Raw genomic sequence first — 26,612 nt, 5'->3', positions numbered from 1 at the left:
AAACATTTGTGCGACGTGTCAATTAAATAATTTAAAAAAGTATAAACAACTTCTATCTTAAAAACCAGTCATGTAATTTTTTTCGATATACAATGTTTTTGTTCAATTTATTTTTACTTATGCAATAAATTGAACCCCATTCAAATAAACATGCAGGAAATAACAGAAAATACGGTGCGGGAATTAACAGCTAAAACTGCGCAGCTTAAGCAGGAAATCCAAAAAGTAATTGTTGGCCAGGAGAATGTAATTGATGAAATATTGGTTACACTTTTTGCGGGCGGCCATTGCCTTTTGGAAGGTGTGCCCGGTCTTGCCAAAACATTAATGGTGCGCACCATTGCACAGGCGCTGCATTTATCATTCAGAAGAATACAATTCACCCCGGATTTAATGCCCACTGATATTCTCGGTACAGAAATTTTGGAAGAAGACCATACTACCGGCAAGCGTTTTTTTAAATTCAATAAGGGCCCTTTGTTTGCCAACATTGTATTGGCCGATGAAATAAACCGTACGCCGCCAAAAACGCAATCGGCATTGCTTGAAGCCATGCAGGAATTTGAAATAACTTATGGCGGGCAAACTTATAAATTAGATAAGCCTTTCTTTATTCTTGCTACCCAAAACCCCATTGAACAGGCAGGCACTTATCCTTTGCCTGAAGCGCAGCTCGACAGGTTTTTATTATATATCAAAATTGGTTATCCTTCTGCAAAAGAAGAAACTGATATTTTAAGCAATACAACCGGCAATCGTGCAGCCAGCGTGCAGGCTGTATTAAGTGCGGAAGAAATACAGCAACTGCAAAAACTTGTTCGTGATGTGCATATAAGCGAAGACCTGGTGCAATATGTTGCCACGTTGATAAGGGCAACGCGTCCCGGTGATTCAACGGCAAGTTATGTAAAAGAGTGGGTGCGATGGGGCGCAGGTCCGCGTGCAGGGCAGGCTTTGATATTAACGGCTAAATCACGTGCTTTATTAAAGGGCCGTTATGCAGTTATTATGGAAGATATCCAGGCAATGGCCGCGCCTGTTTTGCGCCATCGCATACTGATGAACTTTAAAGCTGAAGCAGAGCAGATCAATTCAGATAATGTAACAGCAGTATTATTGAAAGAAATAGCGCGCAGCAAAACGGCGTTGGGATGATTGGCGTGAAACGTCAATCGGTCAACAGTTAACAGTCAACGGTCAACAGCTCATGAACAATCTTTTACATCCCAAAACATTAATGGCCATCAAAGACCTTTCACTCGCTGCAAAAAAAACAGTGGATGGTTTTATGAGCGGTATTAATAAGAGCAATGTAAAAGGCGCAGGACTTGAGTTTAGCCAATACAGGAGTTATCAGCCCGGCGACGATCTGCGGTGGCTCGACTGGAAAATGTATGCCCGCAGCGACCGCTATTACATACGCGAATCGGAAATGGAAACAAGCATTTCCATTCGTTTTTTAATTGATGCAAGCCGCTCTATGCTGCATGAAGATAACGGCATCAGCAAAATTGATTATGCAAAATATATGGCGGCTGCGCTGGCTTATCTCGCACAATCACAGGGCGATGCCATTGGCTTATATGTGTTTAAACAGGGCGGGTTATTTTCACTCGCATCAAGAAAGGATGCGCAGCACCTTACAAGGTTTTTTTACCAGCTCCAAAACATACAGCCTTCCGGAAAATTTACGGAGGCCATTCATTATAAACACATCTTTACCGGCGAACATAAAAGAGAATTACTTGTTTTTATTACCGATATGTATGAGCAGGATAAAGAGATAACAAAATTACTCGAGGTCTTGTCTTCGCTTAAGCATGATATAATTGTTTTTCATCTGATGGGTGAAAATGAACTTGCATTGAATTACGGCAATTATGCGGCTGTGCAGGATTTGGAGACGGGTGAAAAGATCAGCATTAATGCGAGGGAAACAAAAAAGTTGTATGAGGAAAAACTGCAGCAATATTTGTCTGAAGTGCGTATGAGCCTGCTGGATAAGCATATTTATTACAGGCTTGTAAGCATGGCTGAACCATTAGATAAATCATTGCGTGATTTTTTAACGCAAAGGCAAAAAAATTTTGTTTAACTATTGTTGAGTTTTTTAAATCCGATATGGCTTTATGCAATCAGCGGAATCATTATTCCCATTGCCATTCACTTCTGGAATATAAAAGAAGGGAAGGCTTTTCCCGTTGGCAGTATTGCATTACTTGAAAAAAGTACTAAGAAATATACAAGAACACTTCGCATTAATGAGTGGCTGCTTTTAATACTTCGTTGCTTATTGATCATCCTGCTTGCAATGTTGCTGGCTAAACCTGTGAAGCAGCAAAATTTTAATAACAGGCGAGGATGGATATTGATAGATAATCAAAATACAGGTGATGTATATAATTATTTTAAAGCTGCCATTGATTCGTTGTTGAACAAAGGTTTTGAACTGCATCAGTTTGATGAAGGTTTTGAACGAACCAGTTTAAAAGATGCGCTCAGTTCAAAAGATACAGTTGCCCGTGAAATGAGTTATTGGAAACTTATAAAAAAAGCCGGCAATAAACTGCCTGCATCTTTTCCGGTTTATGTGTTTACCTCAAACAGGTTAACCAATTTTAAAGGTGAAAGGCCGCAGGTAAGTATTGATGTGAAATGGTTTGGTTATACGCCAGATACTGTAACAACACAACTTGTAAAAGCATGGCGCGTAAGTAACGGTAATATTCGTGCAATGCTGGCAAACAGCAGCATGGCCGGCAATATGTTTAGCTATGAAGATGTACTATCGGATAAAATAGGAAATGAATATAAAGTATCGTCAAATAATGGACAATCATTAATTACATATAATAATCAGCCACCCGTTGTTGTTGATACAGCTACACTGCACATTAGTATTTATGCTGATAAATATAAGCAGGATGCCAGCTATATCAAAGCTTCACTTGATGCGATAAAAGAATTTACAAAACAAAATATACAAGCCACAATATTTAATAGTATAGCCAACCTTCCTGAAAAAATAAACTGGTTGTTCTGGCTGAGCAATGACGCAATTCCCAGTAATGTAAATGCTGAAAATATCTTCAGGTATGTGGAAGGAAAGACGATTGATGAATCCTCATTTATCAGTGCAAATTATATAATGGCAGAGCCAATTGCCGTTAATAAAATAATTCTGGCTGATTCCTTAAAAAGCAAACCAGGCAGGCAAATATGGAAAGATGGTTTTGGCAATCCTTTACTAACAAACGAAATAGATAATAATATCAGCGTATATAATTTTTATTCGCGCTTGAACCCTCAATGGAATGGCTTCGTTTGGAGTGATGCCTTTCCTGCCATATTGCTGCATTTAATTTTTGAAAAAGAAATTGCAAACATAAATGCCACATACGTTGATGAGCGGATGATTGATGAAAGGCAAATGCAGCCTGCGTTTGCGGCTGATTCAGTTAATAAATCCGTTTCCGCAACGGAAGATCTTTCAACTGTTTTTTGGATAATGGTGTTCCTGCTTTTTTGCGCAGAGAGGATTATTTCGTTCAGAACAAAAACAGGCGCTGCTGCATGAGAGAAGAAGCCATTATATCATCCCTGCAAAAAAAATGGAAGGTGCTCAACCTTTTATCGCTGGCATTCTTGTCACTTGCTTTTGCTGTAATATTTATTACCTGTTTGCATCAGCTATATCAATATTCATTTGTTTGGATATTGCCCGCGTGGCTCATCTCTTTTTTCTTAATGATGGTTGCGCTGCATTCATGGCGCATACAGCAAAAAGATGTTATTGTTTATTTGAACAGGCATATTCCGGAGCTTGAAGAAAGCAGCGGCCTTTTACTAAAGCCTGTCGCATCGCTTAACCTGCTTGAACAAATGCAGGTAAACAAATTAAAAGATAATATAGAATATACAGCAACGGCGCATCCGGTAAACAGGAAATTAAAAACAGCAGCAATAGTTTTATTGTTATCAGTTATTACTTCAATGCTTATTTACCTATTGCTTAAGCCTTCATTATTTCAGCCACCAGAAAATAACGTGAATAAAATTATTGCACCGGCGCCGCAACAGGCTTTGCCTGCCATTGCATCTTTCACTGTAAAAATAAAACCGCCTGCTTATACTAATATACAATTGAAGACGCAGCATGATCTTAATATAATTGCAGCAGAGGGTTCTGTAATCTCATGGCAATTGCAAACGGATAAACCGGTACAGCACATCAGCCTGAAATTTAGCGATACAACAACCTTGCAATTGCACCCTGTTAATGGAGAACATACAATTTGGGCCGGTGAAAAAATAATCCGGCAACAAGGGTTTTACCAGGTGGAGCTGGACAGCAGCTTATCTGATCTCTATAAGCTGGAAATGATAAAAGACCAGCCACCGGTAATCACAGTGCAATCGCCGCAAGCATCCACCGTTATTGATTTTGGTGAGCCGCAACGCGTAACAGTTGCTTTAACTGCATTAGATGATTATGGTATTAATGATGTATCCATTATGGCAACGGTTGCAAGCGGCAGCGGCGAGGCGGTGAAGTTTAGCGGGCATGCCATAAAATTTGAAAACAGCTTCTCAGCGCACAATAAAAACTACACACTGAAGAAAACAATTGAACTGCCATCGCTCGGTATGAAACCCGGCGATGAATTGTATTTATACATTACTGCAACAGATAACAATAACCAGCAAACACAAACGGATACGTATATTATCTCTATTGCAGATACGGCTGAACTTATGAGTTTTGATGGCGTAATTAATGGCGTTAACCTTAAGCCTGAATATTTCAGAAGCCAGCGGCAGATTATTATTGAAACGGAGCAATTGCTGAAAGATAAACCAATACTTACGCAGGATGTGTTTAACAACAAAAGCAATGACTTGGGCATTGATCAAAAGTTGCTGCGATTACGTTATGGAAAATTTTTAGGGGAAGAATTTGAAGCAAATATTGGTGAACATGATGAAGGGCACGACGAACATAAAGAATCAACAGGTAACAACGCGAACTTTGGTAATGCAGAAGCTATTATTGACCAGTTTGCTCATAAACATGATATTGCGGAAGATGCTACTTTCTTTGATGCTGAAACAAAAAAACAATTGAAAGCTGTATTAACGGAGATGTGGCATGCAGAACTTCAGTTGCGCACTTTTAAACCGGCTGAAGCGCTGCCATTTGAATACAAAGCTCTCCGGTTATTAAAAGATTTGCAACAGCAAAACAGGGTATATGTTGCAAAAACTAATATTAAAACGCCGCCCTTAAAATCAGAGACAAGGTTGACAGGAGAACTGGATAAAATCCTGTCGCCTTCATCGCAGCATAATGCACAGCAAAAAGATTTGCATATAACCGATGCGCAAAAAGCGTTAAGCATTCTTGAACATTTAAAAACCAGCAATGCTGTAAACAATGATGAACTGGCTTCGCTGCTTTCAGCCAGCCTGCTAATGCAGCAGCAGGCTGCTGCTGCGCCGGGAAAATATTTAGCGGCATTACAATCGTATCAAAGTGTACTCAACCAAGTTCAGCAGCAACAAAACATAAGTTTAAAAGATATAAATGCAGCACAACATGGCTTGCAGCTAATGCTTGCACAGCCTTCCCCCAAACCGTCACCTGACGCAATGCTTAATGGTAACAGCCTGTCACAGCAATATTTTCTGAACCTTAATAAAAACAGGCCATGACAGCAATTGAATACAGTATCATTATTGCCTGTTTATTGCTTGCAGCTTTTCTTGTTTTTAAAGAAATAAGAAGGCCAAACAAAGCACGTTTGGTTGGGCGGATTGTTGCTTCTGTTTTAGCTGCTGTAAGTTTAATTTTTCTTGCCATTCCTTTTCATTATAATGCCAAAGAAGGTATTGCCGGTAATGAAGTTGTTTTATTAACGGATGGGTATAATAAAGACAGCGTTGATATCTTTTTAAAGCAAAATAAAAACGCAGTTGTTTATACAAAAGATCAATATGAACAACAGGTTGATGCCATTTCAATGCTGCATGTATTTGGCTACGGGCTTTCAAAAGATGAATGGCAAACGGCACCGGTTTCCAATATTGTTTTTCATCCTTCTGCTATAAGCAACGGCATAACAGCAATTGATTATAGCAAGCAGATTAATAGCGGTGATCAATTTATTGTGCAGGGGAGATATGATAACACAACCGGTAAGCCGGTAAAGTTAACATTAAGGGGTTTTGGCGTTGTGCTTGATTCAGTTATTATCGGACAAAATCAATCTCAAACATTTGAATTAAAAACGACACCAAAATTTATTGGCAGGGCTGTTTATGATATTGCAGCAATTAATAATAAAGATACGCTTGAACGTGAACAACTGCCGTTTGAAGTTGCATTAAACAAGCCATTAAAAGTATTGCTGCTCGCTGCTTACCCGGATTTTGAAAATAAGTTTTTGCAAAACTGGCTGTCTGAAAATAATTATGTTATTGCTGCAAGAACAGCTATTAGTAAAAACAAATACAGTTATTCTTATACTGATACCGGTAAGTTTTCTTTGGCGCAAATAAGCACGAATGTTTTAGAACAGTTTGATGTATTGATTGCCGATGGAGCTGCGCTTTCATCATTAAGCAGGCAGGAGCTATTCAATATAAGCAGTCAAATAAATGATAAAGGCCTTGGGCTGATCATTAAAACAGACAGTACAGAAAAGCCTGCATTATTTTACAGCAATGCCTGTTCGGTTGCGCCTTCATCTAATCATAATAAACAAACGCTTTCAGTGCAATTGCCAGGTAATGATACTGCAAGTTCATTGCCTGTTGAAAATGCCGCTTTTATTAAAATAAATGATGGCGCACGGGTTTTAATAACTGATACAAAAAAGAATGTGCTGGCCTGTAATGCTATATATGGTAATGGCAGCATCGTATTTTCTGCATTTAAAAACAGCTATTACTGGATGTTGTCCGGCGATAAAAAGAGCTATCAATTATTATGGTCATCGTTAATTGCCAATGCAGCAAAGAAGCAAAGCGTAAGCAGGCAATGGCGTGCATCTCCTGCATTTCCGGCAATTAATGAACCCGCAATATTAGCGGTTGAAACGATAAGCAAGCAACCATTGCAGGCATCCATCAATAATAATTTTATTGCTTTTGCTGCACAGCCTTATTTGCCTTTTGAATGGAAAGGAATATACTGGCCCGAAACGAAAGGGTGGCAGGCTGTTGCATCATCAGGCGGTGATACATCCTGGTTGTATGTGTTCGATAAAAATGACTGGAAGAATATTGCCGCATTGCAAAATATGCAGGACACATACGCTTATGCGGCAATAAATAAAGCATCATTGCATAACGAAGTATTGAATGAAAGTTTGAATAAAAAGACCATTCCTGCATTTTATTTTTTTGTTGTATTTATGTGTTGTTGTATCTTACTCTGGATTGAGAAAAAAATATCGTGAGTTGTTCTTTACTTTTCATCTTAAGAAACTAAATAATTCTTAATGAATTTGTCACTTTCTTTTCTTGATAAAAGAAAGTAACCAAAGAAAATCAAGAAAAAATGTGTTGAATACCATTTTTTCTTGCGCCTTGATTTAGCTTTTGTATTGATGATTTTTCAGCTATTGAGCCTTGATGTTTTGATCAACAGCATTATTATTAACAACGTATCATAGCTGATTGAATTAATGCAACAACTTATACATTCATGCACCCGCTGTGTGAATTAAATAATCAAATTTTGAATTTGGACACCCTTCGCCACTCTGTGGAGAAGGGCCGGGGATGAGGGTTAACCATAAATCAATATCATCTTGAAACGAAAAGATTTCTTACAATTATCAGGGCTAAGTATGGGCGCTTTAATGATGCCCGGCTTTATGCGTGGCAATCCTATCGATCCGCTGCAGGCTATTAACGATGGCATTGACGCTGCTGCAAAAAAGCAATTGGCAAATGTGGCATTAACGGCTGCTAAAGCCAGCGGCGCAACGTATGCCGATGTACGCATTGGCCGCTATTTAAACCAGTTTATCATTACACGTGAAAACAGGGTGCAGAACATTGCCAATACAGAATCGTACGGCGTGGGCATTCGTGTAATTGCCAATGGAAGCTGGGGCTTTGCCTGCTCAGACAGCGTGACGAAAGAAAATATTGCTAAAGTGGCCCAACGCGCTGTGGCTGTTGCAAAGGCCAATGCAAAGATTATTACTGCACCTGTTCAGCTTGCACCGCAGCAAGGTTATGGCGAAGTGAGCTGGAAAACGCCTATTGAAAAAAATGCGTTTGAAGTGCCGGTAAAAGATAAGGTTGACCTGCTGCTGAATGTAAATTCCATTGCCATGCAAAACGGGGCCAACTTTGTTAATTCAGCAATTCTCGCTGTAAATGAACAGAAGTATTTTGCATCAACCGACGGCTCTTATATTGACCAGGACGTGCATCGTCTTTATCCCTTCTTCAACGTAACAAAAATTGATAAGGCATCAGGTAAATTTGAAACAAGGCGTTCCTTCAGTTCACCCGTTGGTATGGGTTATGAATATTTAACGCCAACGCCTGACAGTAAAGTAACAGGCATTGTTACGCGGTATAAAAACCGTTATGATATTTTGGAAGATGTAAAGAATGCAACGGCTGATGTGCAGCAAAAATTGCAGGCAAAATCAGTTGAACCCGGTAAGTACGACCTCGTGCTCGATCCTTCACATCTTTGGTTAACCATTCATGAATCGGTAGCGCACCCAACAGAGCTCGACAGGGTATTGGGTTATGAAGCCAATTATGCAGGCACCAGTTTTCTTACGTTGGATAAATGGAAATCGGGCAATTTTCAATTTGGCAGCAAGCATGTAAATATTGTGGCCGATAAACTGCAGCCCGGTTCGCTTGGCGCTGTGGGCTATGATGATGAAGGCGTAAAATGCGGCGAATGGGATTTAATTAAAAATGGTATTCTCGTAAACTACCAGGCCATCCGCGACCAGGCGCATATACTCGGATTAAAAGCATCGCAGGGTTGCTGCTATGCACAAAGCTGGGCCGATGTTCAGTTTCAGCGCATGCCGAATGTATCGCTCAGGCCAGGTGCAGATGCTTTAAGCGTAGATAATATTATAAAGGATGTGAAGAAAGGTATTTACATTATTGGCGACGGTTCTTTTTCTATCGATCAGCAGCGGTATAACTTCCAGTTTGGAGGTCAGACTTTCTATGAAATTCAGGATGGAAAAATTACAGGCATGCTGAAAGATGTTGCTTACCAGGCTAACACACGGGAGTTCTGGAATTCATGTGTTGCGGTTGCAGATAAAAGCGATTACAGGCTGGGCGGCGCTTTCAACGATGGAAAAGGCCAGCCTTCGCAGTCAAACGCTGTATCGCATGGAAGTTCCACTTCAAGGTTCAATGGTATTAATGTTATCAATACAGCAAGAAAAATTTAGAAAGATGGAATATTGAATAATATCCAATAATTCAAATCTCCCAATATCCATTCTCACTAAAAATTAAAATAACCTTAATCGTATAATAATGGCCATACTTACACAAGACGAAGCAAAAACAATATTGCAAAAAGTAATCGGCTTTTCAAAGGCGGATGAATGTTCCGCAGGCTTAAGAGGCAGCGAAGGCGGCAACATCCGCTATGCCCTTAATGCCGTTTCCACAGCAGGCGATGAAAGCACATTAAGCCTTGCTGTAACATCCACTTTCGGTAAGAAATCAGGCACAGCTTCTATTAACGAATTTGACGATGCATCACTTGAAAAAGTGGTGCGCCGTGCAGAAGAACTGGCGCAGTTTGCGCCTGATAATCCCGAACACATGCCTTTGCTCGGTCCGCAAACTTTTAAGGAAAGCATTGAATATGTTCCTTCAACAGCAGCCATAACACCCGGCAAACGTGCCGAGGCTGTCGCCAAAAGCATTGAAGTTTCAAAAGCGGCAAGCCTGCAGGCTGCGGGCTATATTGAAAACAGCACTGCTTTTGATGCTGTCATTAACTCCAAAGGTTTGTTTGCTTACGATAAATCAACCGATGTTGATTTCAGCGTTACGCTGCGCAACCAGGAAGGCACAGGCTCCGGCTATGCAGCAAGAGGGTTTAATGATGTTGACAAGCTCGATACCTATACAGCCACTAAAATTGCTGCCACCAAAGCCAATGGTTCTGTGGGCGCCAAAGCTATTGAACCTGGAAAATACACGGTTATTTTAGAACCGCTGGCAGCCGCTTATTTGCTGGAGCGTTTATTCTTTGCATTCGATGCCCGCAGCGCCGATGAAGGCCGCAGTTGTATGACCAAACCCGGTGGCGGTAACCGTATTGGCGAAAAACTTTTGGATGAACGGGTAACGATTTATTCAGACCCATTCAATACAGAACTGCCAGGCTCCACCTGGAACAGGGAAGGCCAGCCGCTGGAGAAAACAACCTGGATAGAAAATGGTGTTGTAAAGAATTTAATGTATTCACGTTACTGGGCAGAGCAAAAAGGCGTTAAACCCGTGCCCATGGGGCCAAACTTTATTATTGCCGGCGGTGATGCATCTGTTGAAGACCTTATTAAAAGCACAGAAAAAGGCGTGCTGGTAACGCGGTTCTGGTATATCCGTTCTGTTGACCCGCAAACGTTGCTGCACACCGGCCTTACCCGCGACGGGACTTTTTATATTGAGAATGGCGAAATAAAATATCCCATTAAGAATTTCAGGTTCAACGAAAGCCCCATTATTATGCTCAATAATCTTGAGGCATTGGGCAAGGCTGAAAGAACTATCAGTGTAGAATCATTCCGCAGTTATTTAATGCCATCGATGAAAATAAGAGACTTTACTTTTTCTTCTTTGAGTGATGCGGTGTAAATATTTATGATGATAATATTTTTAAAATCCCGCATTGCGGGATTTTTTATTTGTATCAATTTTTCTTTCAGCATTTGCGCCTTTGCAATTTTATCGCAGGTTGTTATAACACCATGTATAAAATTGCAGCCGAAGTAAAAATTTTCATCTGCAAAAACATGATAATACTTAACAAATATTCATGCGCTAATTCATGATATTTACTCATTGCCTCCTGCATTCTGTAATTGCAAATGGTTATTTTGTGCGCTGTATAATTCATCTATCAATGCGTGTGAACGCTGAAGGGCAGCAACGGCGATATTATCAGCTTCTATCTTTTTATTTCCGGTTTTCTTTATTGCATTGGTTACGGGATGTTCACTGTATGCAACTATCTCATCAGCCTTTTGCTCAATAAAATATTTAAGCAGTTTTCTGTTTGATTTTCCTTTTTGCTCAGTATATATTTTAATAATAGCGCTAAGCCTTTTCTTTAAATCTTTGCGTTGTTGTTTCTTCTTTTTCATGAAATATGTTTTCAAAAAAACAGATCTGTATTACCGGGCTTATGAAGTCAATTCACAAATCATCATCCTGGTTTTGCATACAGTTGATATTATAAGAGATGATTTCACCACATTGTATTAATGAACATTGAAGTTTATGGTAAACGTCATTTATGTTTTAAAGGGTCATCATCCGGATTCACATACGCTACACCTGAAGGCCCATAGCCGGTTATTGCAACAATTACCGGTTCATCGCCCGTCATTGCAAAATGATTTTGATTTTTCACTTCGCTGTAAATGCTGCCCGCCGGAAGTTCTTTCAATTTGCTTTCATCAAACTTATCTCCATAGCCAAAATACCATGTGCCCGAAATAACAGTAGCCATTCTTTCATCCGGGTGCAGGTGCGCGGGAATTTTTGTATGGGGTGCAACTTTTATTATAATTGTATAAAACGCTGCCTTTGAAGGATCACTTGCAATAACAAATTCCTGTACGGCGCTTAAATTGGATGAGCCCGGCGCTTTCGGATCATTTGATTTAAGGTTCATAATATCCTGTTTCGTTAACCTTAGTTGCCCATCTTTTTGTTGTGCACTTGCTATGAGTGTGCAAAACAATAACACAACTGCAATTGTTAGCTGTAACACTTTTTTAATTGCGTTTTTAAAAGAATTTCTTTTCATGATTTTTTATTTTTAGTTGATGTGTAATAATTTTTTTTCGCTCTTAAAAATGCAGGAAAGCTCCAACTTCGGTAAGTGCTTTCACCATATTGTTTACTGTATCGTGACGGTTCCAGTCTCGTTGTAATTCGCAGGCTAATTGTGCAACGCTTACCAATTTTGCACCTGCCTGTTCAATTCTTTTTAAGGCTGTTTCATGTGCAATTAAAGAAGTGCCTCCAACCGCATCAACAACCGCATATACATCATAACCTTCCTTCAAAGCATCCAGCGCCGGAAAGGCAAGACATACTTCTGTCCACAATGCAGTGATGATTAATTTTTTTCTTCCGGTATTCTTAACGGCTTCATTAAATTCCTTGTCTTCCCATGCATTAATAGTTGTTCTGTCATAAGAAGGCACATCTTTTAAAACCTGCCGAAGCTGCGGAATTGTTTCGCTGTTGATGCCTGTTTTTACATTTACTGTTGAAAGCACCAGCGGCATATTATAGCTTACAGCTAATTGCGCCACAATGGAAATATTTCTAACCAATTCAGGCCTGTTCATAGAGTTAATGGAATAAACCTGTATTGGTTGAAAATCTATAATTAATACTGCTGCATTTTGTGGCGTAAGCAAATGGTCATTTGCCTGGTCGCGAATAGTAAGGCTGCTCATTTTTAAAATGATTTAATTGATGAATAATTTTTTGAAAATTTATTTAGCAAGAAGAAACGTAAGTAAATCGTGCTGCACCTGTTCTGTATTTTCCTGTACCAACCAATGTCCTGAACCTTTGATGATGGAACCGGTTACATTATCAGCCACAAGCTTGCAGTGACTTGTAAAATAGGACGCTGCAGAAAATTCTCCGCTCATGGCGAGCAAAGGCATTTTTAATTTATGCTGCATGAATTGTTGGTTATCTAAGGCGTCCTGGGAAAATGCAGCAAACCAATGAAACGCACCATAAGTAGATTTTGGTGTTGAATATGCCCTTACAAATTCATTGACTTCATCTTTTGTAAAAGCGTTTTGTTTATGGCCAACAACATTCCAGAAGTTGGTTAAAAATTCTTTTTCTTTTCCTTCAACAATCTCCGCAGATGCAGGCCAACCGAAAAATCCAAACCACCATGCTTCTGCCCGCACTTTAGTCCATACGGGTTCTACACCGGGCAGCAATGCATCAAGCAATGCAACCTTTATTACTTCATCGCCAAATTGCGCCGCATAAGCGTATGCCACCATCAAACCAATATCATGGCCAACAACATATTCATTTTTAAAACCAATCTGCTGCATCAACGCATGTAAGTCTTGTGCCAACTGTTTTTTTGTATAACCGCTATCTGGTTTATCGCTTTCACCAAGCCCGGGCAAGTCTGGTGCAATAACGGTAAAGTGTTTTGAAAGCTCAGGCAGCAAACGGTTCCACATATACCAGTTTTGTCCAAAGCCATGAATAAGCAGTAACGGCTCGCCGCTTCCGCCCATAACATAATGAATGTTTATGCCATTTACATTAGCTGTTATGCTTTTAAAATTTGATGGCGGCGTTGCGGGTTTAATTTCAACAGCGGTATTATTATTTGTTGCAGTTGTATCATTTACTGCTGAAGATTTTTTTCCATTGTTATTACAGGCAACTGCAAGCAACGTAACTATAATAACAGCAAATATTTTTAGCTTGTACATAAATAAATTTTATGTGAGTGAAATGATTGTGATTTGATTTTATTTACCTGCTTTTGCAGCGGTTTCAATAACTGCAGCAACCTCTTCAGGTTTTGAAATAAACAACACATGGCTTCCGCTAATTTCTGTAACAACAGCGCCTGCTCTTTTATACATGGTGCGCTCAAGCGATGGATTGATACTTTTATCTTCTGTTGCCACTATAGCATAAGAAGGTTTTGTTTTCCATGCTGCCGCTGTAAGTGGCGCAGTAAATGCTTTGGCAGCAATAGGCCCTTGCGACGCATACATAAAATCTGCTTTTTCATTACTAAGATCAGCAGCAAAACCTGTATGAAATTTCTCTTTATCATAATAAATAAACCCCTTATCATTGGGCGGAAGAATACCATTTTCAGGTGCAGGCGCTTCAGAGGTTATAAGCTCTAATGTGGTCTCGCCAATTTCGGGAGCAAAGGCAGCCACATACACAAGCGCTGCAACTTTATTGGAAACACCAGCCTGCGTTATTACAGAGCCGCCCCATGAATGACCCACCAGCACCACAGGGCCATCTTGTTTTTCAAGTGCACGTTCTGTTGCTGCCACGTCATCTTCAAGTGAGGTAAGCGGGTTTTGAACCAGCGTTACAGTATAACCATCATTTTTTAAAATGTTATGAACAGCTTCCCATCCTGAAGCATCGGCAAAAGCGCCATGCACAATCACTACATTTTTTATTGGCTGTTGTGCATCTGCGCTTGTACTAAAATTGTCTTTGATTTGGTTGTTGCTTTCCATTGTTTATTTTTTAGTTTAGATATGAGGAAATAATTTTTTTAATTACAATTCATTAAGCCAGTTGAGTATATAGTCGGCATCTTCTCTCCAGGTGGGTTGACCTAAAACAAAATGATTGCGCCCTTCAAATTCTTTATATTCCGTAACTGAATTGCTGTGCTTATATTTTTTATAATTAGCATAATTAAGCGATGCAGGAATTGTATGGTCTGTGCTGCCTGAAGTAAGTAATAATGGTGCATGAGGGTTTTCAAAATTTACTTTAGCTGCCCTTGTAATAGTGTCTCTCACAATCAGCTTCGATTCAGGAACCAGGTATTTATAGTAAGCATCTTTTTGTTCATCGCAATCCATTCCGTTTGTAAAAGCATATTGCCATTGCCTGAAAGACATCAGGAATGTTTTTTTGGTTGAAGTGAAAAAACCAAGCGGCCCCCAGCCTGCTTTCAAAAAGGAAAATTTAAACGTAAATACACCTTGCGGCGGCACAGGGTGAATGGCAACGCCGGCAGCGCCTAATCCTTTTTGCAATAATAACTGCACAATAAGCCCGCCGATTGAATGCCCTATTAATATTGGTTTTTCGGGCAATGCTTTTACAATTGAAGCATAGTAATCAGTTAATGATGATAACCTGTTGGCAGCTATCTCCGCATTCGGATGGCTGTTGCGCAACGTTTCAGCAGGCGCATTTTTATGTGGCCATGGCGAAGCGTTTGTTGTGTAACCCTTGCTTTCAAAATATTTTTTCCATTCATCCCAGCAACTGTGGTGCACAAAGGCGCCTGTTATAAACACTATGGCAGTATTGTTTTTCATGATAATTTTTTTGCGTGATGATGAATTTGATTTGCCAAACAAAATGCCATTAGCTTAAATAAATACTAATCAGGCACTTAATGAAATTGCAATGATGGAAGCACCGTGAAATATCACGGTTAGTTAAACAATACCGCGAAATATCATGGTTGTAAATTGATGACTCAAAGAATTATTGAGAACAGAAAAAAAAGATTGCTTATTTTATGACGTGATTAGTTGTTAAGTGTCATCATACTATAATAAGAGCAAGCAATGTTTTTGTTGAAACCTTATAGCAATATTTTAGGCGCATTATATGAATTGATAAATATAATATGCGAAGATTAAAGAGTTATATGATAGCAGCAGCAGTATTATTATCTCATATTGCTGCCGCACAATTGCCTGTAAACAATATTGATGAACTGCATGCCCGCTTAAAAGAAATCAAAGAAGATACTGCCAGGGCCAACCTGCTGCTTAACCTGAGTGTTTACTATTTTTTTAAAGCATCAACGGATAAAAAATATTTTGACAGCGCTTTGTTGTATGAACATGCGGCTGAAAAGCTTAGTAAAGATTTGAATTATCAAAAAGGTATTGGAAACAGTTACGAACAGCGTTCTAAAATCCTTCATAAACAAGTCAAAACGGTTGAAGCGCGGCAATTAGCTGATAAAGCAATTGAGATTTTTAAAGCAAACAATCTTTATCTTGAATTAGGCTATGCTTATTATGATGTTTCAGGTTATTACTCAATAAACAATACAGATGAATTAACAGAAAGGATACGTATTGTAGAGGAACTTTCCTTACCTGCATTTCAAAAATCGGGAAGTGAATTAAAAGAGGCGGATATTTTAAAAGAGTTAGGAGATTTATTGCAGTTGGAAGGAAATTATAGTAAGGCCTTATCAGTTCTTCATCGTTCCCTGGAACTGTATCAAGATATTAAGTATCCTAAACTCCAGGGCATTTATGACCTTTTAGGCGCTGTGCATGCTATAACCGGCAATAATGAACTGGCTTTAAAATATGGCTTGCTTGCCGTAAAATCTGCAGCGTTAGTAAAAGATACAAGCATTCAGCTGGCAACTATTTACAACCGCATAGGAGCAACCTATAACGCTATGAAAAAATATAACGCTGCTTATGATTATTTTCAAAAAGCATTATACGTTGCAAAAAAATACAACAACACTGAAACGATTGACTTACTGCTGTCGAAAATTTCAAGAACATTAATAGTATTAAATAAGCCACAGGAAGCGCTTGTTATTTTAAAACAGGCGCAACAAAAATATCCTTCTGATGATATCTATTCGCAGTTATACATCACGGCAAGTTTTTTAATTACTTACAATGCCTTAAAGCAATACAGCCAGGCAGAAAAATATTGTAACCAATTGCTGGCAATTTCCAAAAAGCTTGAAAAATATGAACCTGACCAAAGTGAGGCGCAATATCCTGTAACGGAATTTTACCTGGCAACTCACCAATATGAACTTGCGCGTAAACATCTTGCCGGAACCGATAGCTTTTATAAAAAAATAGAAAGCCCATTGGAATTGTATAAAAACCATTTGCTATGGTATAAGCTGGATTCAATACAGGGCAATTATCTTGCTGCCATTTCACACTACCAGCAATACAAAGCGTTAAGTGATTCGTTATTGAATGAAACAACAAGCAAACATATAGAGCAATTACAGATAGAATTTGAGACCGAAAAAAAGAACCAGGATATTAAGCTGCTTGAAAATGAAAGTAAATCGCAGCAGAATAAATTATCGCAGGCAAATACAAGCCGCAACTGGATGTTTGGTGTTGCTGCATTGCTGTTAATTATAACCGGGTTATTAATTAATAATTCCCGCGTAAAGCAACGTGCAAATAAAAAATTAAAACAGCAGCAAAAAGAAATTGAAAAGAAAAACCTGGCGCTTCAGCATTTGGTTACAGAAAAAGAATGGTTGGTAAAAGAGATACATCACCGTGTGAAAAATAATTTTCATACTGTATCGGGCTTACTGGCAACGCAAACTGCCTATTTAAAAACAAGTGAAGCAATTGAAGCAATGAATGAAAGCCGGCACCGTGTGCATGCCATGTCGCTCATTCATCAAAAGTTGTATCAGTCAGATAATTTATCTGCTATAAATATGCCTGGTTATATACATGAACTTACAGATTACCTGCGTGATTGTTTTAACACGCCAAAATCGCTCCAGTTCAATTTACAAATTGAGCCGATTGCATTAAATCTTTCGCATTGTGTTCCGCTTGGGTTAATATTAAATGAAGCCATTACGAATGCTATTAAATATGCTTTTCCAAATAATAAAAACGGAAGCATCAATATTGTATTGAAACATACATCAACAAATAAATTAGTATTAAGTATTTGTGATGATGGTATTGGCTTGCCCCAAAATTTCAGTACTAAAAACCCACAATCAATGGGCATGAAACTAACGCGTGGGTTAAGCGAAGATATTGATGGAAAGTTTACAATAACAAGCAATAACGGCACGGGAATATTTATTGAATTTATGTATGAAAGTTGAACAGAAACAGCACCGCGGCTAAAATTGAAAATAGCATATCGTGCAGTTAAACCTGTATAAACAAACCATTCTAAAAGGCTTTGCGAACGTAATTGTTCTCAAAATTTGATTAATATGAAAGAAAAAATATTAATTGTAGAAGACCAGTTTGTAGAAGCCGATTACCTGCGGCTTATGCTTACGCAGGCTGGTTATAATGTTACCGGCATCGCACGTTCTGTAACGCAGGCGGAAGAAATGATGCAGGAAGAAACGCCTGATTTCGTGCTGCTTGATATTTTTTTAAAAGGCAAACAAACAGGTATTCATTTAGCTAAACAATTAACTGCAGATAATATTCCGTTTGTATACTTATCAGCCAATTCAACTGAAGATATATTGAATGAAGCTAAAACCACAGAACCGTATGGTTTTCTGGTAAAGCCTTTCAGGGAAAAAGATTTGCTTGTTACGCTTGAAATTGCGCGGTACCGTTATAAACATAGTTTGGAATCAAAATACAGGCAGGAAGCTGAGCTTAAGAAAAGCATAAAAAATATTATTGCCAAATCAACCAACCTGCAGGAAACACTTTTGAAAGTTGCTGCAACGCTTCAGAAATATATTCCCTTTGATTACATGGCAGCAGGCTTTGATAATATAGGCTCGGCTTCTTTTGCAGGCACATGTTTCTTAAGAATTGGTTTTAATGAATATCAAACAATCGGTATAAATGAATTGGCAACCATCACCGGCAAAACAATAGAAGAACTTATTGCATTGCAATCGCATAGTCCGCAAGAAACAAACGCAACTGTATATAATAACGATGCTTTTAAAAACATTTGCCGGCAACCTTCTTTAAGAAAATTATTTGCTGAAACTTTTCGGTTAAAGTCGCACCTTGAAATGCCTGTGTTTATTTTAAACGGCAGGCCTTTCAGCTTTTGTTTATACAGTAAAATATCGGATGCTTATAATGCAAGCCATATTAATTTATTTGAGAATGCGCAGATGCTGCTGATAAATGGTATTGAAACAATGCTGAATAACAAAAACAACATTCAGCATAAAGTGAATAAAATTGCAGAGGCCGGATTCGCAGAAGGATGTGAAGGCATAATTGGTAAAAGCCCGCTTCTTTTAAATGTATTAGACCATGTTGCGCAGGTTGCGCCTTCAGATACTTCAGTTTTAATATTGGGCGAAAGCGGCACCGGTAAGGAAAAAATTGCTGATTGCATTCATAATTTATCAAATAGAAAAAGCAAGCCTTTTATAAAAGTGAATTGTGCAGCATTGCCTGCAATGCTAATTGAATCTGAACTGTTCGGTCATGAAAAAGGTGCTTTTACAGGTGCACTTGATAAACGCATTGGCAAGTTTGAAAAAGCCAATCATGGAACTATTTTATTAGATGAAATTGGCGAGATGCCGCTTGAGCTGCAGGTGAAATTATTACGCGTATTACAGGAAAAAGAAATAGAAAGAATTGGTGGCAGGGATACTATAAAAATTGATGTGCGCATAGTTGCAGCTACCAACAAAAATTTAGAGAAAGAAGTAGCAGAAGGACGTTTTCGTCTTGATTTGTATTATCGTTTAAATGTTTTTCCTATTGAAATGCCGCCATTGCGGCAACGCAAAGAAGATATTCCTGTGCTGGCATATCACTTTATGAATTATTATGGCAACAAGGCAGGTAAAAAAATCAGTGGTATTGCAGATGATGTTTTAAAAAGTATGATGGCATATAACTGGCGCGGCAATATCCGCGAACTTGAACACCAGATGGAAAGAAGCGTGTTGCTTGCAAAAGGAAATGTAATTGAAAATATATTACTGCCTGCAATGCCGGGAAAACAAACACAAGGTGCAGAGGAGGATTATGTAAAAACCATTTATGAAAATGAACGGGATTATATTATCTCTATTTTAAAAAAATGTAATGGCAGGATTTGGGGTGCAGGCGCAGCCGCAGAAATCTTAAATATCCATCCTTCAACCTTAAAATCTAAAATGAAAAAACTGGGAATAAGAAAGGAATTTATTCAATAGTTATAGTTGATAACATAAATGCTTTTGTTTAGCGATGTTAGGTTTTGTACCAGGAAAAACAGACAGGTGATCTTTCTACCGCACATTCAATCCGTACGATCTGGTTGTCTGAAAATAGCGAAAATGCCTGGGATATAATAAAGCAATGAGACAGCCGGAATCTTTAAGTTATGGTCACATTAAAATGAAAAAGCAGTTGCGAAGTTCACAACTGCTTTATTTTTAAAGTGGGCCCACCTGGGCTTGAACCAGGGACCCCCTGATTATGAGTCAGGTGCTCTAACCAGCTGAGCTATAGGCCCGGGGCATTGCTGCCAAAAGGAGCGCAAAAATAATCAAATCATTTAAACTGCAAAGTTCATTTTCCAGGCTATATTTTTGCCACCATGCAAAAACCGGAAAATATCATTTTCGACCTGGGAGGCGTAATCCTCAATATCGATTTTAAGCAAACAGCGCTTGCCTTTGCTGAATTGGGCGTTGGCAATTTTAACGAATATTATACGCTCCAGTCTGTAAGCCCATTATTTGAAAAACTTGAAATTGGTGCTATTTCACCGGATGATTTTTATGGAGAATTCCGCAGCCTTGCCAAACAGCCTTCGCTAACAAATGAACAAATAAGAGATGCCTGGAATGCTTTGCTGCTCAACTTCCCGCCCGAACGCATTAACTGGTTAAAAAAAATAAAAGAACGCTATAATATTTATCTCCTCTCCAATACTAACCAGATTCATTATGAAGCGTTTACCAAAGCTTACCGCAACCAGGTGGAAGACAAAAATTTTGATGAGCTTTTTATAACGGCGTATTACTCGCATAATCTTGGCTTGCGCAAACCTTCGAAAGAAATTTTTGAAACGGTGCTTGCAAAAGAAAACCTTACTGCTGCAGAAACTGTTTTTATTGATGATTCCCTCGCAAATATTGAAGCTGCAAGATCTGCAGGACTGCAAGGCATTCATTTGCCTTCACCTAAAACGGTGCTTGAACTTGGGTTGTGAAGTAATAAAGCATAAATATGGCATAACCTTGTAAACAGGCTGTTTTAATACAAAGCATGTTTATCATAACACACTAAACTGGATACTGGTACAGCAAGCACACCAGTGCACATCCATTTAAAAAATCAGCTTCAAATGCGCTGCTTTTAGGGAAAGTAAGCATTGTTCAGTATCTCGTATTTCTCAAGAAAAAAGAAATTTTTTTGTAATCGGTTGCATTTTTTAAGAAACTTCTTTTACTTTAGCGGATAATTGTCTTAATGACAATTTATTTACTGAAAAGGAGAAGCAAGGGAATATACCAATAATTGTTTGCCAATTAATTATAATTTATAAATGAGATTGTTTGTTTGGAGATTCCCCATTTTATTTGAAGTTTAGGAATGCTGGCAGGAATTTTTACGAAAGGTATAGTATTATAAAACCTGATTACTTTAATATTTCGGTTGCACTTTTTCAACCAATATTATTCTGATGGACGCCTGGATTTCAATAAATCATTGCTTGTACCTCTGTTTATTAAATTTTCGATTTGCTTATAAATTCTAAAACCAAACATCTATGCAAGCTTTAATTATTCCGCGAAAAATGGTATGTGCCCATTGCAAACTGCGGATGAAGATGTTTCTGACAATTGCTATGTTAGCCATCTTCAGTTTTTTCTTTCTGACTGTTCAGGCCCAAAACACCCAGGTGAAGGGTCGTGTAGTTAATGAAACAGGCCAGCCGGTATCTAATGCTTCGGTAATGGTTAAAGGTAAAACAACCGGCACCGCTGCGGATGAAAACGGCAATTTTCAGTTAAACGTTCCCGGTAATGCAACCCTTGTAGTGTCTTCAGTTGGGTACCTTGACCAGGAAATACCCGTAAATAACCAAACTGATATTACAATTACGCTTTCTTCCGGTACAACCAATATGCAGGAAGTGGTAGTAATTGGTTATGGTACGCAAAGAAAAGAAGCTGTTACCGGTTCTGTTGCTTCTATCGGCGGCGATAAGATGCGGGAAATACCTGCAGCTAACGTTTCGCAGGCTTTACAGGGCCGTTTGGCCGGTGTGCAAATGTCGCAAACTTCAACAAGGCCGGGCGCAACCATGCAAATACGCATCCGTGGCACACGCTCCCTTACTGCGGATAATAACCCGCTGATAGTGCTGGATGGAATTCCTTTCCCTGGTTCTATAGGAGATTTAAACCCCGACGATATCAAGAGTATTGATGTATTGAAAGATGCATCGGCCACCGCTATTTATGGTTCCCGCGGCGCCAATGGTGTTATTTTAATTACAACCAATAAAGGGCAGCGGGGAGGAAAGGCAAGGGTTGCTTATAATGCTTATTATGGCGATCAAACTTTGTTTGCAAGATACCCTATGATGAATGGGCCTGAATTTGTGGCACTGCGTAAAGCTGCCGGTATATATACAAACGGCGCTGATGAAAAAGATGATGTTAATACAGATTGGCAGGACTTATTTTACAGAACCGGAACCGTAAACAGCCATGATGTAAGCGTTTCCGGCGGTAGTGAAACCGGAAGCTATAATGTTGGCTTCGGGTATTATCAAAATCAGAGTCTTATTCCTACGCAGCAATACACCCGGTATTCATTGCGCACTTCAATCGATCAGCAAATAGGAAAATATTTCCGGGTTGGATTTACTACCAATAATAATTATAACATCAGCGAAGGCAACCAGTTAGGCACGTTCGGTACTTTGTCCGCATCGCCTATCGCAGATCCATATAATGCTGATGGCTCTTTAAAAAGGGTAGTGCACCAATCGTTGGGTGATGGGTTTGTATTAACAAAAGGTGTGGTTGATAGTTTAAGCGATAATGGATTATGGATAAATGAAACAAGAAATTTTGCAACCTACAACTCTGTATATGGAGAAGTGAAAATTCCCTGGGTTGATGGTTTAAAATACAGGGTAAACCTTGGCCTGGACTTTATTCAGGGTAATAATGGAAATTATACAGGGGAAGGTGTAAATAATTCTAACCCGGCAACTGAATCAACTGCTGGTATCAGCAATTCACAAACGTATCACTGGACAATTGAAAATATTCTCTCTTACGATAAAACTTTCGCCCAAAAACATAATGTAAGCATTACGGCTTTATATTCTGCAGAGCAACAGAAATATAATTCCTCTTCTATGTCGGCAAAAGATATTCAAAGCCAGGAATTCCAATTTTATAACCTTGGCCGCGCCGATGGTGAAATTACGGTTGACCCCAATGGCCAGAGTTATAATTTATGGGGCCTGATGTCGTGGATGGGCCGTGTGATGTATGCTTATGATAACCGTTATATGATTTCCGCAACCTTGCGTTCAGATGCCTCATCAAGGCTGGCAAAAGGCCACCAGTGGCACACTTATCCTGCCGTATCTGTGGGCTGGAATGTAACCAATGAATCATTCATGAGTAATGTAACCTGGTTAAATGCATTGAAACTGCGCGCTGGTTATGGCCAGACTTCTAACCAGTCAATTGCACCTTATGCAACTCTTGGTTCATTAAGCACAAGACCTTATAATTTTGGTGATGATACTTATGCTACCGGCTATTATGTAACCCAGCTTCCTAATCCAAGCCTTGGCTGGGAATACTCTGAGACCTGGAATTATGGTATTGATTTTTCGCTTTTCAAAAACCGTTTGTCTGGTACGGTGGAATACTATACTACGAATACAAAAGACCTGTTGCTTGGTGTTGGGTTGCCTTCTACATCCGGTGTTAGCAGCTATACAGCAAATGTAGGTCGCACCCAAAATAAGGGTATTGAGTTCACTATTAATGGTACCATACTCGATGGTGGCCGCGATGGCTTAACCTGGGATGCCGGTTTCAATATTTATGCAAACCGTAATAAACTGGTGGCGCTTGCTTCCGGTGCCACTAAAGATGAAGGCAACGGTTGGTTTGTGGGTCATAATGTCAATGCAATCTTTGATTATAAGAAATTGGGTTTATGGCAGGAAAAAGACCCTTACCTCGATGTGCTGGAGCCCGGTGGCGCTGTTGGTATGATTAAAGTATTGTACACAGGCGATTATAATGGAGATGGCACGCCGGCAAGGGCAATTGGCGCTGATGACAGGCAGGTGATGGATGTTGACCCTAAATTTTTGGGCGGCTTCAATACCAGGCTGGCTTATAAAGGTTTTGATTTAAATATTGTGGGAATTTACCAGCACGGCGGCATTCTTTTAAGCTCCCTGTATGGGTCAGGCGGTTATCTTAACAATTTAACTTCAAGGAACAACAACGTAAAAGTTGATTACTGGACACCTGAAAATACAGATGCCAAATATCCAAACCCCGCGGGGCCTTTAAGCGGCGATAACCCGAAATACGGAAGTACACTTGGTTATTTCGATGCTTCATTCCTGAAGATCCGCACCATATCGCTTGGCTATGATTTCAGCAGGAGCGTGATTAAAAGTAGAGACTTAAAATTGAGGGCTTATTTCACCGTTCAAAACCCGTTTGTAATGTTCTCTCCATATTATAAAGAATCTGGTATGGACCCGGAAACAAACTCTTACGGCAACGAAAATGCGGCAGTTCCGCTTTCTTATAATATGAGGCGCATACTTACGATTGGTACCAATACGCCATCAACACGCAACTACATTCTCGGTGTTAACCTGTCATTTTAAAATCATTACAACATGAAACGTACACATATAAAATCTTTAATAGGATCAGCGCTGACATCCGCCATATTGCTTTCATCAGGATGTTCTAAAATCCTGGACGAACAGCCCCGCAGTTCTTTTACGCCTGATTATTTTTCTACAGAAAAAGGTGTTCAGGGAGGTATTACCTCTTTATATGCGCACCTTAGAAATATCTATGGCCAGGCTTATTATTATAATGCCTGCTTAACCGGTACAGATGAAGTAACCTATGCGCAAAGTGCCGATGGTAATTTTAAAGATATGGATATGTCTGGTGTGGGCCAGGTTACTTCCACCAGCTTTCCCACCAGCATTCCCTGGGGAGAGTCTTTTTCCGACATTAATACGGCAAGCGGTATTATAGAAAACGCTTCAGCCGTTGGCCTTTCCGATGCATTAATTGCAGAAGCCAGGTTTTTCAGGGCTTTTGATTATTTCCTGCTTGTGCAAACCTATGGTGGTGTGCCTTTGGATTTGGGTGCCGGCGAGCTTACATTCAATACCAACCCGGTAAGGTTTTCTACCCGAAACACAGTGCCGGAAGTATATACAAAAGCCATCTTTCCTGATTTACTGCAGGCTGTAAATGATCTGCCTGATGTGGGCCGCGTAACAGGCGGCGTAACAAAAACTGCAGCGCGGCTTTATCTTTCCAAAGCCTACCTTACTTATGCCTGGTGGCTGGAAAATCCAAACAATATTCCTACTTATCCTGAAACTGCAAGAACAGATCCCGATGGCCATGATGCACACTGGTATTTTCAACAGGCTTACGATGTGGCAACAGCAGGTATTCAAAACCCGGGGCCTTTCAGTTTGCAGCCAACGTATTACGATTTGAACCTGGGGTCAAACGACCGTAACAGCGAAATTGTTTTATACGCTGATCATACACAAACGAGCGAGCAATATAACGGCGGCAACCTTACTTATGGCAGTGGCGGCGCTCCTGATAATTTTGCCGTATGGATGCTTACCTGGAACTATACACTTATTCATAGCGGTACAGATGCGTCCTGGAGCAATACTGCCAGCTCTGTTGTGCGTGCAGCCACACAGGATTTAGGCCGTCCATGGACACGTATGGCGCCAACCATTGGTGTAATAGAAAATACGTTTGCCGACAAAACAAATGATTCCCGTTACGATGGCACTTTTGTTACTTCTTACCGTGCTAACTGGAATTTAGCCGGCGATGCCACACCTGTTTATTATAATGCCAATAATCTTCCTGTTTCACCTGGTGATGCCATCATCACCTTCCTGGATGGTGAACCATCCACGCCAATTAATTATGATGACTGGGCTACTAAAAACAATGTTGGTGCAGGTGCGTTGCCTGGCAGGTCAGATTTTGTTATTTCTCCTGAGGGCATAAGCAGGTTAAGATATCCGGGCCTGTGGAAATTAGGAACATATCGTACGGATAATAATGGCGGTGTTGGCCAGCCAAATGCCGGCACTACCCGTCCTTTCAATATTGCCAAATTCTCTGAATTATATTTTATAGCTGCTGAAGCTGCTGTAAAAGGCGCCGCAACAACAGCCGGTAAAAGTGCAAGGGATTTGATAAATGTTATTCGTGCCCGTGCCGGCAAATGGAAATTTGACAATGGGGAAAATGAAGCAAAGGTGGAAGATCACAGCGCTGAAATGGTAGCCGCTACACCCGCCACAATTGATATAAACTATATTCTTGCAGAACGTTCCCGTGAGTATTATGGTGAAGGATACCGCTGGTACGACCTGGTGCGCACTCAAAAATGGACGGAACTTTCTTCTACTTACCGCATAGGTGGCGTTAATATAAGCGATCATACACCGCAAACTGTAACACGCACTATTGAACCATATCATTACCTGCGCCCGATTCCGCAGGGGCAGCTTGATGCCATGGAAATGACGGATGCAGAAAAAGATACTTACCAAAATCCAGGGTATGAATAAGGCTCTTTTAGCAATCGAGATACAGAAAAAAGGAGGGGTGTTTTTACACT

At 39.7% G+C, this 26,612-nt stretch carries 18 protein-coding genes and 1 tRNA gene; 12 read left to right on the top strand and 7 right to left on the bottom strand.

The window, feature by feature from the left end; genetic code table 11:
* Window positions 1–150: 150 nt before the first annotated feature.
* From BM015_RS00435 to BM015_RS00405, 7 genes are all read left to right on the top strand, one after another.
* Window positions 151–1,155: an AAA family ATPase gene (locus BM015_RS00435; RefSeq protein ID WP_090653444.1), complete on the top strand. Its 1,005-nt coding sequence runs from the start codon at window positions 151–153 to the stop codon at window positions 1,153–1,155.
* A 52-nt stretch (window positions 1,156–1,207) separates the two neighbouring features.
* Window positions 1,208–2,095, top strand: a complete 888-nt coding sequence (locus BM015_RS00430; RefSeq protein ID WP_218148410.1) for a DUF58 domain-containing protein — start codon at window positions 1,208–1,210, stop codon at window positions 2,093–2,095.
* 6 nt (window positions 2,096–2,101) lie between these two features.
* Window positions 2,102–3,577 carry a BatA domain-containing protein gene (locus tag BM015_RS00425; RefSeq protein ID WP_177191766.1) on the top strand — a complete coding sequence of 492 codons (1,476 nt, stop codon included), beginning with the start codon at window positions 2,102–2,104 and terminating at the stop codon, window positions 3,575–3,577.
* Complete coding sequence (locus BM015_RS00420) at window positions 3,574–5,712, top strand: hypothetical protein (protein ID WP_090653442.1); 2,139 nt, start codon at window positions 3,574–3,576, stop codon at window positions 5,710–5,712. The genes BM015_RS00425 and BM015_RS00420 overlap by 4 nt, the downstream gene beginning before the upstream one ends.
* Window positions 5,709–7,460 (top strand): hypothetical protein, encoded by a 1,752-nt coding sequence (locus BM015_RS00415; protein WP_090653441.1) that lies wholly within the window; start codon window positions 5,709–5,711, stop codon window positions 7,458–7,460. The genes BM015_RS00420 and BM015_RS00415 overlap by 4 nt, the downstream gene beginning before the upstream one ends.
* A 354-nt stretch (window positions 7,461–7,814) precedes the next feature.
* Window positions 7,815–9,449 carry a TldD/PmbA family protein gene (locus BM015_RS00410; RefSeq protein WP_090653440.1) on the top strand — a complete coding sequence of 545 codons (1,635 nt, stop codon included), beginning with the start codon at window positions 7,815–7,817 and terminating at the stop codon, window positions 9,447–9,449.
* Between the two features lie 88 nt (window positions 9,450–9,537).
* The gene (locus BM015_RS00405) at window positions 9,538–10,872 is read left to right on the top strand and encodes a TldD/PmbA family protein (protein ID WP_177191765.1); all 1,335 of its coding nucleotides are present in this window, start codon (window positions 9,538–9,540) and stop codon (window positions 10,870–10,872) included.
* A 200-nt stretch (window positions 10,873–11,072) separates the two neighbouring features.
* On the opposite strand, the gene BM015_RS00400 is transcribed toward BM015_RS00405, so the two are convergent.
* The 6 genes from BM015_RS00400 to BM015_RS00375 all read right to left on the bottom strand — a co-directional run bounded on the left by BM015_RS00400 (window position 11,073) and on the right by BM015_RS00375 (window position 15,329).
* On the bottom strand, window positions 11,073–11,381 hold the full coding sequence (locus BM015_RS00400) for a hypothetical protein (protein ID WP_090653438.1): 309 nt from the start codon (window positions 11,379–11,381) through the stop codon (window positions 11,073–11,075).
* Window positions 11,382–11,527: 146 nt separating this feature from the next.
* Window positions 11,528–12,049: a cupin domain-containing protein gene (locus BM015_RS00395; RefSeq protein ID WP_090653437.1), complete on the bottom strand. Its 522-nt coding sequence runs from the start codon at window positions 12,047–12,049 to the stop codon at window positions 11,528–11,530.
* Window positions 12,050–12,092: 43 nt separating this feature from the next.
* Window positions 12,093–12,710, bottom strand: coding sequence for a hydrolase (locus tag BM015_RS00390; RefSeq protein WP_090653436.1), 618 nt, complete (start codon window positions 12,708–12,710; stop codon window positions 12,093–12,095).
* A gap of 39 nt (window positions 12,711–12,749) precedes the next feature.
* Window positions 12,750–13,730: an alpha/beta fold hydrolase gene (locus BM015_RS00385; RefSeq protein WP_090653435.1), complete on the bottom strand. Its 981-nt coding sequence runs from the start codon at window positions 13,728–13,730 to the stop codon at window positions 12,750–12,752.
* 39 nt (window positions 13,731–13,769) lie between these two features.
* Complete coding sequence (locus BM015_RS00380) at window positions 13,770–14,510, bottom strand: alpha/beta hydrolase (RefSeq protein WP_090653434.1); 741 nt, start codon at window positions 14,508–14,510, stop codon at window positions 13,770–13,772.
* Between the two features lie 42 nt (window positions 14,511–14,552).
* Window positions 14,553–15,329, bottom strand: a complete 777-nt coding sequence (locus BM015_RS00375; RefSeq protein ID WP_090655086.1) for an alpha/beta hydrolase — start codon at window positions 15,327–15,329, stop codon at window positions 14,553–14,555.
* Between the two features lie 317 nt (window positions 15,330–15,646).
* Here BM015_RS00375 and BM015_RS00370 point away from each other — a divergent pair, with 317 nt between their 5' ends.
* Both BM015_RS00370 and BM015_RS00365 read left to right on the top strand, forming a co-directional pair.
* Entirely contained in the window at window positions 15,647–17,878 is a 2,232-nt protein-coding gene (locus BM015_RS00370) for a histidine kinase dimerization/phosphoacceptor domain -containing protein (RefSeq protein ID WP_090653433.1), read from the top strand.
* A 114-nt stretch (window positions 17,879–17,992) separates the two neighbouring features.
* Entirely contained in the window at window positions 17,993–19,915 is a 1,923-nt protein-coding gene (locus BM015_RS00365) for a sigma 54-interacting response regulator (RefSeq protein ID WP_090653432.1), read from the top strand.
* 228 nt (window positions 19,916–20,143) lie between these two features.
* Here BM015_RS00365 and BM015_RS00360 read toward each other — a convergent pair.
* Window positions 20,144–20,217: transfer RNA gene (locus tag BM015_RS00360), tRNA-Ile, on the bottom strand.
* An 84-nt stretch (window positions 20,218–20,301) separates the two neighbouring features.
* Between BM015_RS00360 and BM015_RS00355 the strand changes: the two genes are divergently transcribed.
* The 3 genes from BM015_RS00355 (at window position 20,302) to BM015_RS00345 (ending at window position 26,562) form a co-directional block, all read left to right on the top strand.
* Complete coding sequence (locus BM015_RS00355; RefSeq protein WP_090653431.1) at window positions 20,302–20,919, top strand: HAD family hydrolase; 618 nt, start codon at window positions 20,302–20,304, stop codon at window positions 20,917–20,919.
* A gap of 693 nt (window positions 20,920–21,612) precedes the next feature.
* Window positions 21,613–24,594 carry a SusC/RagA family TonB-linked outer membrane protein gene (locus BM015_RS00350; RefSeq protein WP_245751155.1) on the top strand — a complete coding sequence of 994 codons (2,982 nt, stop codon included), beginning with the start codon at window positions 21,613–21,615 and terminating at the stop codon, window positions 24,592–24,594.
* Between the two features lie 12 nt (window positions 24,595–24,606).
* The gene (locus BM015_RS00345) at window positions 24,607–26,562 is read left to right on the top strand and encodes a RagB/SusD family nutrient uptake outer membrane protein (RefSeq protein WP_090653430.1); all 1,956 of its coding nucleotides are present in this window, start codon (window positions 24,607–24,609) and stop codon (window positions 26,560–26,562) included.
* Window positions 26,563–26,612 lie beyond the last annotated feature (50 nt).

Origin of the sequence: Parafilimonas terrae (assembly GCF_900115755.1) — a bacterium.
GTDB classification, from domain to species: domain Bacteria; phylum Bacteroidota; class Bacteroidia; order Chitinophagales; family Chitinophagaceae; genus Parafilimonas; species Parafilimonas terrae.
This window is presented reverse-complemented; position numbering and strand designations above follow the sequence as displayed.

Excerpts from the sequence above, each read along its gene's own strand:
- BM015_RS00435 (WP_090653444.1), top strand. The coding sequence starts at position 151 with ATGCAGGAAATAACAGAAAATACGGTGCGGGAATTAACAGCTAAAACT.
- BM015_RS00430 (WP_218148410.1), top strand. The coding sequence starts at position 1,208 with ATGAACAATCTTTTACATCCCAAAACATTAATGGCCATCAAAGACCTT.
- BM015_RS00420 (WP_090653442.1), top strand. The coding sequence starts at position 3,574 with ATGAGAGAAGAAGCCATTATATCATCCCTGCAAAAAAAATGGAAGGTG.
- BM015_RS00415 (WP_090653441.1), top strand. The coding sequence starts at position 5,709 with ATGACAGCAATTGAATACAGTATCATTATTGCCTGTTTATTGCTTGCA.
- BM015_RS00405 (WP_177191765.1), top strand. The coding sequence starts at position 9,538 with ATGGCCATACTTACACAAGACGAAGCAAAAACAATATTGCAAAAAGTA.
- BM015_RS00400 (WP_090653438.1), bottom strand. The coding sequence starts at position 11,381 with ATGAAAAAGAAGAAACAACAACGCAAAGATTTAAAGAAAAGGCTTAGC.
- BM015_RS00395 (WP_090653437.1), bottom strand. The coding sequence starts at position 12,049 with ATGAAAAGAAATTCTTTTAAAAACGCAATTAAAAAAGTGTTACAGCTA.
- BM015_RS00390 (WP_090653436.1), bottom strand. The coding sequence starts at position 12,710 with ATGAGCAGCCTTACTATTCGCGACCAGGCAAATGACCATTTGCTTACG.
- BM015_RS00385 (WP_090653435.1), bottom strand. The coding sequence starts at position 13,730 with ATGTACAAGCTAAAAATATTTGCTGTTATTATAGTTACGTTGCTTGCA.
- BM015_RS00380 (WP_090653434.1), bottom strand. The coding sequence starts at position 14,510 with ATGGAAAGCAACAACCAAATCAAAGACAATTTTAGTACAAGCGCAGAT.
- BM015_RS00375 (WP_090655086.1), bottom strand. The coding sequence starts at position 15,329 with ATGAAAAACAATACTGCCATAGTGTTTATAACAGGCGCCTTTGTGCAC.
- BM015_RS00370 (WP_090653433.1), top strand. The coding sequence starts at position 15,647 with ATGCGAAGATTAAAGAGTTATATGATAGCAGCAGCAGTATTATTATCT.
- BM015_RS00365 (WP_090653432.1), top strand. The coding sequence starts at position 17,993 with ATGAAAGAAAAAATATTAATTGTAGAAGACCAGTTTGTAGAAGCCGAT.
- BM015_RS00355 (WP_090653431.1), top strand. The coding sequence starts at position 20,302 with ATGCAAAAACCGGAAAATATCATTTTCGACCTGGGAGGCGTAATCCTC.
- BM015_RS00345 (WP_090653430.1), top strand. The coding sequence starts at position 24,607 with ATGAAACGTACACATATAAAATCTTTAATAGGATCAGCGCTGACATCC.